14 protein-coding genes are annotated in these 12,608 nt (G+C 56.2%); 10 read left to right on the top strand and 4 right to left on the bottom strand.

The window, feature by feature from the left end:
- The 3 genes from ATG98_RS10985 to ATG98_RS10975 are packed head-to-tail and all read left to right on the top strand — an operon-like array spanning position 1 to position 1,366.
- Positions 1-354 carry a HesB/IscA family protein gene (locus ATG98_RS10985; RefSeq protein WP_098423018.1) on the top strand — a complete coding sequence of 118 codons (354 nt, stop codon included), beginning with the start codon at positions 1-3 and terminating at the stop codon, positions 352-354.
- Positions 355-365: 11 nt separating this feature from the next.
- Entirely contained in the window at positions 366-908 is a 543-nt protein-coding gene (gene sufT / locus ATG98_RS10980) for a putative Fe-S cluster assembly protein SufT (protein WP_098421134.1), read from the top strand.
- On the top strand, positions 908-1,366 hold the full coding sequence (locus tag ATG98_RS10975; RefSeq protein ID WP_098421133.1) for a SufE family protein: 459 nt from the start codon (positions 908-910) through the stop codon (positions 1,364-1,366). Before sufT ends, ATG98_RS10975 begins: the two co-directional genes overlap by 1 nt.
- Positions 1,367-1,372: 6 nt before the next feature.
- On the opposite strand, the gene ATG98_RS10970 is transcribed toward ATG98_RS10975, so the two are convergent.
- Entirely contained in the window at positions 1,373-2,602 is a 1,230-nt protein-coding gene (locus tag ATG98_RS10970) for a flagellar assembly protein FlgT (RefSeq protein WP_098423016.1), read from the bottom strand.
- Between the two features lie 3 nt (positions 2,603-2,605).
- Positions 2,606-3,139: an LPP20 family lipoprotein gene (locus ATG98_RS10965; RefSeq protein ID WP_098423014.1), complete on the bottom strand. Its 534-nt coding sequence runs from the start codon at positions 3,137-3,139 to the stop codon at positions 2,606-2,608.
- A gap of 214 nt (positions 3,140-3,353) precedes the next feature.
- On the opposite strand from ATG98_RS10965, the gene ATG98_RS10960 reads away from it, so the two are divergent.
- From ATG98_RS10960 to trmL, 3 genes are all read left to right on the top strand, one after another.
- The gene (locus tag ATG98_RS10960; RefSeq protein WP_228706092.1) at positions 3,354-4,502 is read left to right on the top strand and encodes a multifunctional CCA tRNA nucleotidyl transferase/2'3'-cyclic phosphodiesterase/2'nucleotidase/phosphatase; all 1,149 of its coding nucleotides are present in this window, start codon (positions 3,354-3,356) and stop codon (positions 4,500-4,502) included.
- 111 nt (positions 4,503-4,613) lie between these two features.
- A complete protein-coding gene (locus ATG98_RS10955; RefSeq protein ID WP_098421130.1) occupies positions 4,614-5,792 on the top strand; it encodes an acetyl-CoA C-acetyltransferase in 1,179 nt (392 codons plus the stop codon).
- A gap of 6 nt (positions 5,793-5,798) precedes the next feature.
- Positions 5,799-6,263 carry a tRNA (uridine(34)/cytosine(34)/5-carboxymethylaminomethyluridine(34)-2'-O)-methyltransferase TrmL gene (gene trmL, locus ATG98_RS10950; protein ID WP_098421129.1) on the top strand — a complete coding sequence of 155 codons (465 nt, stop codon included), beginning with the start codon at positions 5,799-5,801 and terminating at the stop codon, positions 6,261-6,263.
- Between the two features lie 45 nt (positions 6,264-6,308).
- On the opposite strand, the gene secB is transcribed toward trmL, so the two are convergent.
- Both secB and ATG98_RS10940 read right to left on the bottom strand, forming a co-directional pair.
- The gene (gene secB, locus ATG98_RS10945; protein WP_098421128.1) at positions 6,309-6,815 is read right to left on the bottom strand and encodes a protein-export chaperone SecB; all 507 of its coding nucleotides are present in this window, start codon (positions 6,813-6,815) and stop codon (positions 6,309-6,311) included.
- Positions 6,816-6,900: 85 nt separating this feature from the next.
- On the bottom strand, positions 6,901-7,317 hold the full coding sequence (locus ATG98_RS10940; protein WP_098421127.1) for a rhodanese-like domain-containing protein: 417 nt from the start codon (positions 7,315-7,317) through the stop codon (positions 6,901-6,903).
- A 151-nt stretch (positions 7,318-7,468) separates the two neighbouring features.
- Between ATG98_RS10940 and gpmM the strand changes: the two genes are divergently transcribed.
- From gpmM to ATG98_RS10920, 4 genes are all read left to right on the top strand, one after another.
- A complete protein-coding gene (gpmM, locus tag ATG98_RS10935; protein ID WP_098423012.1) occupies positions 7,469-9,016 on the top strand; it encodes a 2,3-bisphosphoglycerate-independent phosphoglycerate mutase in 1,548 nt (515 codons plus the stop codon).
- A gap of 20 nt (positions 9,017-9,036) precedes the next feature.
- Positions 9,037-10,230, top strand: a complete 1,194-nt coding sequence (locus ATG98_RS10930) for a murein hydrolase activator EnvC family protein (protein ID WP_098423010.1) — start codon at positions 9,037-9,039, stop codon at positions 10,228-10,230.
- Positions 10,231-10,308: 78 nt separating this feature from the next.
- Complete coding sequence (locus ATG98_RS10925; RefSeq protein ID WP_098421124.1) at positions 10,309-11,712, top strand: S41 family peptidase; 1,404 nt, start codon at positions 10,309-10,311, stop codon at positions 11,710-11,712.
- Positions 11,713-11,748: 36 nt separating this feature from the next.
- Positions 11,749-12,606: a divergent polysaccharide deacetylase family protein gene (locus ATG98_RS10920; RefSeq protein ID WP_179888122.1), complete on the top strand. Its 858-nt coding sequence runs from the start codon at positions 11,749-11,751 to the stop codon at positions 12,604-12,606.
- Positions 12,607-12,608 lie beyond the last annotated feature (2 nt).

Here is a 12,608-nt window from a genome sequence, read left to right as displayed (position 1 = left end):
ATGACAGCCCAAGTATTCACCCCAACGATTGCGGTCACCATGACCCCCAGTGCGATTAAACACGTCCGCAAGCAGTTGGACAAAAGGCCCGAAGCGCTTGGCATTCGTCTTGCCATCAAAAAGAGCGGATGTTCCGGCTTTAAGTACGAAACCCAGTGGGTGGAAGAGTCCGGCAGCGATGACCAGATATTTCATATCGACGGTGTAGACCTGTTTGTAAAAGACGAACACATGCCACTGGTGAACGGTATTGAAATTGATTTTGTTACCGAAGGCGTAAACTCCACCTTTGAGTTTCGCAACCCCAACGCCACCGCAGAATGTGGCTGCGGCGAAAGCTTTACAGTGGTATGACGGAGTAACAGATGCAAGAACGGGAAGTTGTACTGACCAAACGAAAAGTGGAAGCCCGCCTGGTTCCCTCCGGAACGGAAATCATGATTCCTTCGGATACCTTCGTAACCATTACCCAGTCATTGGGCGGAACCTTTACAGTGGCCGTTAATGGCAATTTGGCACGCATTGAAGGCCACGACGCCGACGCTTTGGGCAAACAGCCACTGGTCAGTAATTTTGATACTCCGGAAGACGGTACGGTAAACGAAAACCAGATGTGGGAAGCCCTGCGTAACTGTTATGACCCGGAGATTCCGGTCAACGTGGTAGAGCTGGGGCTAATCTACAACTGCTCCATCGAGCAAGAACCAGAGCACGGTAACCACATTCACATCACCATGACTCTTACCGCCGCAGGTTGTGGTATGGGCCCGGTGATTACCGAGGATGTGAAAACCAAATTGGAACACGTGCCCAACGTTGATAAAGTCACGGTAGACCTGACCTTTGACCCGCCCTGGACCAGCGACATGCTGACCGACGAAGCCAAACTGGAACTGGGGATGTTGTAATGACCACCAGCGCAACCGATTTCACGAAAAATCCGCTGGGTACCAGCACCACAATGGAAGACGTGTTTGAGGCCTTCGAGCTTTTGGACGACTGGGAAGATCGCTACGCGTTCATTATCGACCTGGGCAAACAGCTACCGCCGTTTCCGGATTCCGAACGCAACGAACAGAATTACGTGCACGGCTGCCAGAGCCAGGTATGGCTGACTCATCATTATGATGAAGCCAGCGGCAAGCTGTTTCTGCTAATCGATTCTGATGCCATTATTGTGCGTGGGCTAGCGGCGATCATCCTGGTGGCGCTGAACAATCACGAACCCCGTGAACTTCTGGCCATAGACATTGATGAGCTGTTTGAACGCCTGGATTTATTCCGCCATATTTCCCCGACTCGCGGAAACGGTCTGCGTTCGATGATCAGCAAAATCCGTGATGTCGCGTCTAAACAAGCCGCATAACCTGCGCTACCACACCACGGCAATATCGTCCTGCTGGATATTGGTTTGGCCACCATGGGCCGACAGCTTGCCGGAGGCGAATTCCGGGTGAACGTTGTTGAGTGTGATGCTGACGCCGGTTTCACTCAGCTCCGGCGTTACGTCCAGAGCTTCAAAGTGTTGTGCACTTCGGTATACCTGCAGCGTTGCTGACGGCCGCAATCCGGAGGTAGCACCCGATTCAATAGTGGCAAGGTCACCGTCAACACGGCTGATGCGGGTCATAAACGGTTGGCAGTTCAGCGCATCCGTCACGGATTGGGCCATGTCATCCATCACCTGCGCTACTGCCTGACCATAGTCGGTTTGCTCGAAACCGGCGGAAGCAAAGCCCTTGGCGCTGCCAGGGCCAGCGTTCCATTGCGCGCGGGCACTGAAGCGCTGCTGGTACACCGGCGCCCCACTAAAACCATCATAAATCACCATATCCGCAATAAAGCGTCGACTCTGATCTACTGCTCTCACGCTACGCTTCAATTTGCCGAGTACCGACGTATTCCAGGCCGCAGGGTCAGCCACGTCCAGATCCCGTATAACCCCGCTGACCACAAACTGAGCACCCAGCTCCCGCGCCAGCTGGCGTACGTTGGTCAGCCGATTGTCGTCCTGCTGGGCTGTGGGTGCGTTCAACAAATCGTCATACATCCTCAAGCTTGTTGCCGAAAGAACCTGCACGCTGCCGGCGTTACGCAAACGGGCCTGTAACTGTTGCGGCAGCATTTCACCAGCATCATCCAGGCGCCCAACGCGGGCGTGGTCAGGGTACAACAATGGAAACCCGGTAATCGCCACGCGCTTTTTTAACGTGGACGCCGCACCTTTACCGCAACTGCTTTGCTGGGCGGTCATTTCTGCGCGCAGGGTCAGCCGCAACAGCTGGCCGCTGCGAAACTCATCCACCACCTGCACATTGCGGGCGCTGACATCGCTGGTAACGCGCAAGCGCGAACTGATTAGTACACCATTTTCAACCGTGTCGCTGTTACTGATGCGGGCGTCGTATTGCAGTGCCATATCGCGCATAGCCGCCTGCCGTGCCAGGGCGCGGGCGCTATCAATATCACCATTGTGAATGCTGGCATGGCCTACGCCCTCAACAACTGCGGCCAGCAGCGGCTGGCTGGCAAAAATCAGTGCCAGAGCACAGGCAGCGGCGATTGAAATACATTGCTGTAACCTTCGGTAGCAAGCAGTCATCGCTTAATCCAGGTAGTAAAGAGAATCGGTGTTGCCGCTGCGAACATCGCCGGCACTGTCATTTTCGCGGGGTAAGGGTAACGAGCAATAACGGGCAACCTGGGTGTCGGGCACACTTGCAACGCACTGGCGAAAGCGTGGCTCCAGTTTCAATTCGACGACCGTTTCCACAACGCCGTCACTGTGTTCGTTCACAGATACGGTTTTCATACCGCGCAAATAGCTGTCAACGTAGGCTCGAAAATCATCGTTCTGCAGCACAAAATCGTTCACCGTCGCACCGCCGTAAACCACCGTATCGTAAACCCGTTCCGCCAGATTGCGATAGGCATCAAGCTGGGAGGCCCTGCGCGCCATCAGGCGCTTGCGCGTGTCCAACCGGTCTTTTGTGGCGTCTTCATAGGTGCCATAGCCGCTAACCCGCAGGGTAATCGGCGCGAAGCGGTTAGCGTCTGCGTTGCGGCCGTGCTGTCCCGTGGGCGCGCAAGCTGTCGTCATCAACAGCACCAGTAACGCGGATATAACGCGAAGTGTCATTACTAATCTCCGAAAATGCGGTTTGGCTGTTATATGAAAGAATCGGGCCAGGTTATGCAAGACACTGACTCAACTTGCATTTTTACGCAAACGCTTAAATATCCCCAGTGTAAACGGCAAAAGACCGCCGCGCCGGCGTAACCGGCAGCGGCTTGTGTGGCAGCGGCTTCTGGCCTAATCTGCGCCACAACTTCTCGATATTATGGGGACCTTTATGGACATCTACCTGGTTGGCGGCGCAGTGCGCGATCAACTGCTGGGCCTGCCAGTTAAAGACCGCGACTGGGTGGTGGTGGGCGCTACGCCCGAAGCCTTGCTAGCACAAGGTTTTCGCCAGGTGGGCGCTGATTTCCCGGTGTTCCTGCACCCCCATACCCACGAGGAGTACGCGCTGGCGCGCACCGAGCGCAAGCAAGGCCATGGCTACCACGGGTTCACGGTGTACAGCGCACCCGACGTAACCCTCGAAGAAGACCTGAAACGCCGTGATCTGACTGTTAATGCCATGGCGCAGGCCGAAAGCGGCGAGATTATTGACCCTTTCGGCGGTCGGCAGGATCTTCAAGACCGTCTGTTGCGCCACGTTTCCGAAGCTTTTGCAGAAGACCCTCTGCGCATTCTGCGCACCGCACGTTTTGCCGCCCGCTTCGCGCCCGAAGGTTTCGAAGTCCATCCCGACACTCTGCAATTGATGCAGGCCATGACCGACGCCGGCGAAGTCGGCCACCTGGTGCCTGAGCGGGTATGGCAAGAGCTTCAGCGCGCCTTGCACGAGGCTTCTCCGGTGACGTTTTTTGATGTGCTGCACAGTTGTGGCGCGCTGATTGAACTACTGCCGGAATTTGCCGCGCAGCCAGTACGCCAGCAGGCCCTGAACGCCCTGCAGCAATTACATCAAAACTTACCCGACGCCAACACAGCACAACGAGTTGCCGCGTTGTTACTGCCGCTTTCAAGTGCACAGACCAGTAACCGAGTGGCTTTGCTTAAGGCTCCAAAAGCTTGCCAAGAGCTTGCCACCCTGGCCGGCACTCTCCGCGGCTCATCCTGCATGAACAACACTGACAACCAAAATGACCTGCCCGAGCAGCTGCTGGAAGCGCTTAACGCCGCGGACGCCTGGCGCCGGCCCGAGCGCCTGCAAGAAGCGCTGCAACTGTTACGCGTTACCTTGCCTCTTCAAAACGGCCCCGACCTGCGTTTACAGCAGCTCGCCCTGCAACAGCTTGCAGATTCGGCGCAGGCGGCTGCGGGCGTGCAAGCCAAAACCTTACTGGCCCGAGGTTACCGTGGGCCGGAACTGGGTCAGGCTATGGACCAGTGCAGGCTGGAGGCCATCCGCAATGTCATACAAAAGCATTAAATCCGTCGCGCACTAAGCGGTTGGTGCTCGCCAGTCAAAGGGCTACACTGTGAACAGTTTCACCTAGGCGCGGCAAATCTGTCGCCCGCATGCTAAAAATGGAGAATGCTCATGCGTGATGTTGTCATTGTTGCCGCCAAGCGGACGGCGGTTGGCGGTTTTGGTGGGGGATTATCAACCCTGCGCGCTGACCAGCTTGGAACGGCTGTCATTAAAGCGCTGATGGAAGAAACCGGTATTGCCGGTGACCAAGTCAGCGAAGTTGTTATGGGCCAGGTGCTCACCGCGGGCTGCGGCCAGAATCCAGCGCGCCAGGCAGCTATTAACGCCGGGCTGCCGGCGACTGTGCCGGCTATGACCATCAATAAGGTTTGCGGTTCCGGCCTGAAAGCCGTTCACATGGCGGTACAGTCTATCCGCAACGGCGACGCAGAAATCGTCATTGCCGGTGGCCAGGAAAGCATGAGCCAGGCGCCCCACGTTCTCCCCAACAGCCGTAATGGTCAGCGTATGGGCAATTGGGCGTTGGTAGACACCATGGTCAATGACGGTCTGTGGGACGCGTTCAACGACTACCACATGGGCATAACCACCGAAAATATCGTTGAAAAATACGGCATCAGCCGTGAAGAGCAGGATCAATTCGCAGCTGCGTCTCAGCAAAAAGCCATAGCAGCACAAGAAGCCGGTCGCTTTGACGGCGAAATCGTGCCGGTTTCGATTCCCCAGCGTAAAGGCGACCCGATTATTGTCGCTAAAGACGAAGGCCCGCGTGACGGCACGACCGCCGAAGGCCTGTCCAAACTGCGCCCTGCGTTCAAAAAAGACGGCACAGTCACCGCCGCTAACTCCTCGACCATCAACGATGGCGCAGCCGCCGTTATGGTGTGCAGCGCTGAAAAAGCCAAAGAACTGGGCTTGACCGTACTTGTCACCATCAAAGCCCAGTCCAGCGCCGGCGTAGACCCCACTATTATGGGCACTGGCCCGATTCCGGCCAGCCAGCGCTGCCTGAAATTGGCGGGCTGGGACGTTAGCGATCTGGACCTGATTGAAGCCAACGAAGCCTTCGCGGCCCAGGCTATTGCGGTCAACCGCGATATGGGTTGGGACGTTGCCAAGGTTAACGTGAACGGCGGCGCTATTGCGATGGGCCACCCGATCGGCGCCTCCGGCTGCCGTATTCTGGTCAGCCTGTTGCACGAAATGGTGCGTCAAGATGCCAAAAAAGGCTTGGCAACACTGTGCATCGGCGGTGGCATGGGTGTGGCGCTTGCGGTTGAGCGTTAATCTAATATGCTGAATGTCGTGCTGTACGAGCCGGAAATTCCCCCGAATACCGGGAATATTATCCGGCTCTGCGCCAACACTGGTTGTAAGCTGCATCTGATTGAACCACTGGGGTTTACTCTGGAAGACAAACAGATGCGCCGGGCCGGGCTGGATTACAGCGAATACGCCAGTGTAAAAGTGCACGAAAGTTACCCGGCGTTTTTAAAATCCGAGCAGCCGCAACGGCTGTTCGGGCTGACTACCAAAGGCAGTCACTACTATCATGAGGTCAGTTACCAGGACGGTGACTACCTGATGTTCGGGCCGGAAACCCGCGGCTTGCCCGCACCGGTTCGCGATGCCCTAGCCGATGGCCACCGTCTGAGAGTGCCCATGTGCGCTCACAGCCGCAGCCTGAACCTGTCGAATACCGTCGCGCTGGTGGTTTATGAAGCCTGGCGGCAATTGGAATTTTGCGGTTCTGAATAAAAAAACCCGGCTCTTAAGCCGGGTTTTTCTTGCTCGCCCAGAAAGTCAGTGAGTTTTGGGCTCACTGGTGGCTTCTGCAGCCTTTGCTTCTTCTTGCTTGCGCTGAAGTGCCTGGGCATAAATCGCGTCGAAGTTAACCGGCGCCAGCATCAGTGCCGGAAAGCTACCACGACTTACCAGATTATCAATGGCTTCGCGGGCGTAAGGGAACAGAATGGTCGGGCAGTAGGCGCCCAACATGTGGCCCAATTGCTGAGGATCCACACCGTTTACCAGAAAAACGCCGGCCTGTTGGATTTCAACAATATAAGCGACTTTCTCTTCAATCTTTGCCGTTACTGTCAACGACAGCACAACTTCGTACTGATTATCGCTGACTTTGGAATGCCCTGTGTTCAGGTCAAGATTGACCTGCGGCTTCCACTGCTCCTGAAACACCGTCGGGGCGTTGGGGGATTCGAAAGAAAGATCTTTTACGTAAATGCGCTGCATGGCGAATTGTGGTTGGTTCTGGTTTTCATTGCCTGCTGCAGCTTGCGAATTCTCAGCCATGTTCAGTCCTTTATTATCTGTCTGGGCTAGGTTGCCCGTAAATTAAGCGGCGTGCTGTAGCGCTGGGCGGCGACACAACCCTTCGTTATTTCTTTACCAGCGGCAAATTACTGGCCTTCCAGTCGGCAATGCCGCCGCTGAGGCGAACCACATTAGCAAAACCATCAGTATTCAGCTGTTTGACGGCCATAGCAGAATGCTGCCCCATCTTGTCGACCACAATCAGCTGCTTTTCTTTGTGCTTCGACAGCTCACTGCTACGGCCTTTCAGCGCGCTCAACGGGATATTCATCGAGCCGGTGATGCGCCCTTCGTTAAATTCTTTGCGATCACGGATATCCACCACCACCGCTTCGTCCCGGTTAATAAGGCTCACAGCGCCTTGGGCGGAAATTTTAGCGCCACCGCGGCGGGTTTCCAGCGCCAGCAGCGCCAGCAGCAAGGCAACGAATACCGACACCAGAATGTAATGGTTAACAACAAATTCAAACAAGCGATCCATGAAAACACCCTGCAAAATAATTTGGCAAGATTATACACACCCGCGGCCCTGCGCAGAAGGCAACCAGCATGGCATGGGTAAATGAAAGCGGTTAGAATCTTGAGTCTCACTCTTATCAACAACAACACACTGCCAACAACCGGAGCACGTTATGACAGCGACTCGCACGCCAACGGCACTCATCATTCTTGACGGCTGGGGCCACCGCGACCCCGCCGAAGATAATGCCATCAGCAACGCCAATACACCGTTCTGGGATAGTCTGTGGCAAAACAACCCGAAAACGCTGATTAACACCTCCGGCATGTTTGTAGGCTTGCCCAGCGGGCAAATGGGCAATTCCGAAGTCGGTCACATGAATCTTGGCGCCGGTCGCGTTGTATACCAGAACCTGACCCGCATCGACAAAGACCTGGAAGACGGCGGTTTCCAGAAAAACCCGGCCCTGTGCAAAGCTATCGATGCCGCTGTAAGCCAGGGCAAAGCCGTTCACCTGATTGGCCTGCTGTCGCCAGGCGGCGTCCACAGCCATGAAAGCCACATTCTTGCCGCGGCAGAAATAGCCGCAGCCCGCGGCGCTAAAGCCGTTTACCTGCACGCCATTCTGGATGGTCGCGACATGCCTCCGCGCAGCGCCAAAGCGTCATTGGAAGAAGCCACGGCCAGCATCGCCGCACTTGGCGTTGCTCGCATTGCAAGCGTGACCGGGCGTTACTTTGCCATGGACCGCGACAACCGCTGGGACCGCGTAGAAGCAGCCTACAATGTGATGGCTCTGGGTGAAGCTGAATACGCCTGCGATGACGCGGTAGCCGCTCTGGAGCAGGCTTACGAACGCGACGAAAATGACGAGTTTGTAAAACCAACCCGCATTCAGGCCGAAGGTGACACCACTGCCACCATTAACGATGGCGACGCCGTGTTGTTTATGAACTTCCGCGCAGACCGTGCCCGCGAGCTGACGCGCACCTTTGTTGACGCTGATTTTGACGGCTTCAAACGCAAAAAAGTGCCCCAGCTGGCCGACTTTGTCATGCTCACCGAATACGCCGCCGATATAAAAGCCAGCTGCGCCTATCCGCCAGCAAAGCTCGTTAACTGCCTGGGCGAATACCTGGCCAACGCTGGCAAAACCCAGCTGCGAATTTCGGAAACCGAAAAATACGCCCACGTTACTTTCTTTTTCAACGGCGGCCGCGAAGAGCCGTTTACCGGGGAAGACCGCATTCTAGTGCCCTCCCCAGACGTTGCCACCTATGACCTGAAGCCGGAAATGAGCGCTCCGGAAGTGACAGACAAACTGGTTGAAGCCATTAAAAGCGGCAAATACGACCTGGTGATCTGTAACTACGCCAACGGCGACATGGTTGGCCACACGGGCAAGCTGGACGCTGCCATCAAAGCGGCCGAATGCCTGGACGCCTGCGTAAAGCGCGTTGTAGAAGCACTTGCGGACGTGGGTGGCGAAGGCCTGATAACCGCTGACCACGGCAACTGCGAGCAGATGCAAGACCCGGTATCCGGCCAGGTACACACCGCCCACACCATTGGCCCTGTGCCCCTGGTATACACCGGCCCAAAACAGATAATGTTGAACGACGGTGGTGCCCTGAGCGATGTGGCGCCTACGCTGCTAGCACTAATGGGCGTGGCTCAGCCCAACGAAATGACAGGCCACAGCCTGGCTGAGATCGGTTGACTGTAAACGGACAAGCTACCATGTTGCGCGCGCTACTGGTTTTACCTGTGCTGCTACCCATGTTACTGGTGCTGGCTTTTGCCAGCGCAGCCCCGGTAGCCGCACAGCAAGCAGCTTCTCAACAGGTAACTCCGGCCCAGGTTGAAAAGCTGAAAAAGCAGATTGGCGCCATTAATCAGTGGTTGACCAAAGCGGAGAAAGACCGCTCGCAACTGCAACAACAGCTGACCGGTCTGGAACGCAGCATCAGTGACCTGACCCGAGAATCTCGCGACCTGAAGCAGCAGGCCACCAGCCAGCAAACACAGCTGGCAGAACTGGAAACCCAGCAACAGCAGTTGACTCTTATCCTTAACGGCCAGCGCGAGCAGTTGAAGAAACTGCTGCGCCAGGCTTGGATGGAAGGCGACGCCAGCGCCTTGAAAGTGCTGCTCAACGAAACCGACCCCAACAATATTGCCCGCACCCTCACCTATTACGAATACCTGGGCAATTACACAGTTGGCCAAGTACAGACTTTTCAGGCCAGCCTGGCAGAGCTGAACCAAACCCGCACGCAAATGCAGAATACCCGCGCCAGACTGGCCGCCACCGAGGCCGATGTCGAGCAACGCCAGCAGAAACTGGCGCAAACCCGTAAACAGCGCGAACAGACACTGGCAAGCTTGAACGCAGACATCGGCCAGCGCCGCAGCGAACGCGACGAACTGGCCGCCGATCAAAAGCGCCTTGAGGCCCTGTTAAAGGAAGTGCAACAGGCCATTACCAGCATACCTGCGCCAAATGCCAACCAGCCCTTTGCGAAACTGCGCAAAAAAATGCCCTGGCCCGCTGCCGGAACCGTAGCCAGCCGCTTTGGCGAAACCTATGCCGAAGGCAAACTACGCCGTAACGGCCTGCTAATGCACACCGACACAGGCGCCGAAGTCCACGCCATTCACTACGGTCGTGTTGTATTCGCCAATTGGTTGCGTGGCTTTGGGCTACTAACCATTATTGACCACGGCGATGGTTATATGACTTTATACGGCCATGCCAGCAGCCTTTACACCACGACCGGGGACTGGGTAGATGCCGGCGAGGCCATTGCTCAGGCCGGCCAGACCGGCGGCACCGACAAAACCGCGCTGTATTTTGAAATACGCCACAACGGCAAGCCCGATAATCCGTCACGCTGGCTGGCCGGGCAACCGGCCAAACCCGGCAAGAGCTGACAAACGCCAGCGCTCCCGCCATACTGTGGCGAATTAGCGGCAACCCGCCAACTAGCGGCATAAATACAGGATAAGTGAATGAAACTTGCCCAACGCACTCTTCATGCTTTACCGATGCAGGCCCTTGTTATGGCCTCCTGTTTTGCCGCTTCCGGTTGGGCTTTCGCCCAGCAGACGCCGACCAACACCATAGCCGATCCTCACGCGGGCATTGACATACCTGCAGAACGCGAGCAGCTACCGCTGGACGACCTGCGTAAATTTACCGCCGTTTTCAGTCGCATCAAAGACGCTTACGTGGAAGAAGTCACTGACAGCCAACTGCTTGAAAGCGCCATTAAAGGCATGCTGTCAGAGCTAGACCCGCATTCAGCCTATCTGGCACCAAAAGATTACGAAGACCTGGAAGAAAGCACCAGCGGTGCCTTTGGTGGCCTGGGCATCGAAGTAGGCATGGAAAACGGCTTTGTTAAGGTCATCACTCCCATAGACGACACTCCGGCGCAAAAGGCCGGTGTGCGGACTGGCGACGTGATCATAAAACTGGGTGAGCAACCGGTAAAAGGCATGTCTCTGCAAGACGCGGTAGAGCTGATGCGCGGCGAACCTGGCAGTATTCTGCAACTGACGATCATTCGCGACGGCGAAACAGGGCCGCTGGTCATTCCGGTAGAGCGCGCCATCATCAAGGTCACCAGCGTGAAATCCCGCATGCTGGATGACGGTTACGGCTATGTACGCATTACCCAGTTCCAGGCCGAAACCGGCAGCCAGTTCCGCGACGCCCTGACGGCACTGAAAAAAGACGCCGGCGGTGCACTCAAAGGCGTAATTCTGGATGTACGCAACAACCCGGGCGGCGTTCTGCAGGCCGCCGTTGACACCGTAGACGCTGTGCTGAACGAAGGCCTTGTGGTCTACACCGAAGGACGCATACAGAGCTCACGCCTGCGTTTCAGCGCCACAAAAGGCGACATACTGGCCGATACGCCAATGGTGGTCCTGATTAACGGCGGTTCCGCGTCTGCATCAGAAATCGTAGCGGGCGCCTTGCAGGACCATCGCCGCGCCGTAGTGATGGGCACCCAGTCATTTGGCAAAGGCAGCGTGCAAACCGTGATTCCACTGGATGAAACCCACGCCATAAAAATGACCACAGCCCGTTACTACACACCGGACGGCCGCTCCATTCAGGCCACCGGCATCAAGCCGGATATCGAAGTAAAACCGGCAGAGCTGAAAGAACTGGAGAGCCAGCCGATGTTTACAGAAGCTGATTTAAGCGGCCACCTGGAAGGCAAGAACGAAGCCGAAAACCGTAAAAACGCAGCTCAGGATGAGAGCGCTAAGGATGTAAGTGATAACACCAAGGAATCCGCTGAAGCGGTTCTGAATCGTGACTACCAGTTGCGCTCAGCGCTGAATCTGCTTAAAGGGCTGAACATCATCAGCCGCGCCGGCACGTCCAGTGCTCAGCAATAAGTTGCTTTCCGTGAGGCACTTTCCAAGGTTCAGTTTGTGAATCCGCAGCGGTCGAACACGTCGGCTGGCATGCTGCTGACCATGCTTCTGGGCCTGGCCAGCAGCATGGTCAGCCATGCAGTGTTGGCCGGGCCGCCACCCACCATTGCCATCATCATTGATGACATGGGCCACAACCGTACTGAAGGGGAGCGCCTGGCACGGCTGGAGCAGCCAATCACCCTGTCGTTTCTGCCCTACCGCCGCCATACCGTAGAACTGGCCAAACTGTCACACAGCCTGAATAAGGAAATCATGCTGCACGCGCCCATGGCCAACACCCAGCATTTCGGCCTGGGGCCCGGCGGCCTGACCGAAGATATGGACCAGGTCCACCTTACCCGCACATTGCGACGGGCTTTGCAGTCGGTGCCCCACGTTCAGGGCGTGAATAACCATCTGGGCAGTCTGCTAACGCAACGCCTGCAGCCTATGGACTGGGTGATGACAGAACTGGGCCGCTACCCGCTGTACTTCGTTGACAGCCGCACTATCGCAAGCTCTATAGCCGGCGATGTCGCCCGCGCGCACAGCATTCCCAGCCTTACCCGCGATGTGTTTCTGGACCACGAACAAACCGAAGAGTTTGTTGACCGACAATTCAAACTGTTGATTCAACGTGCGCGGCAACAGGGCACGGCCATCGCTATCGCCCACCCCCACAAAGTCACCGTAGACTATCTGGAAAAACACTTGCCTCTGCTGGACGAACAAGGCATTGCCGTAGCAACTATCAGCGGCGTCTGGGCTATTCGCAACAGCAACAAAACCATGTTTGCAAACGAGAAAAAGCAGGCCATAGTGCCTGCTTATGCGAAAAAACCAGAATCGGACAGCAGCGCTGCCCGATTGTAATT

Origin of the sequence: Marinobacter sp. LV10R520-4 (assembly GCF_002563815.1) — a bacterium.
Lineage (GTDB): Bacteria > Pseudomonadota > Gammaproteobacteria > Pseudomonadales > Oleiphilaceae > Marinobacter.
The sequence above is the reverse complement of the archived record's forward strand: the minus strand, read 5'-3'. Positions and strand labels throughout refer to the sequence as shown.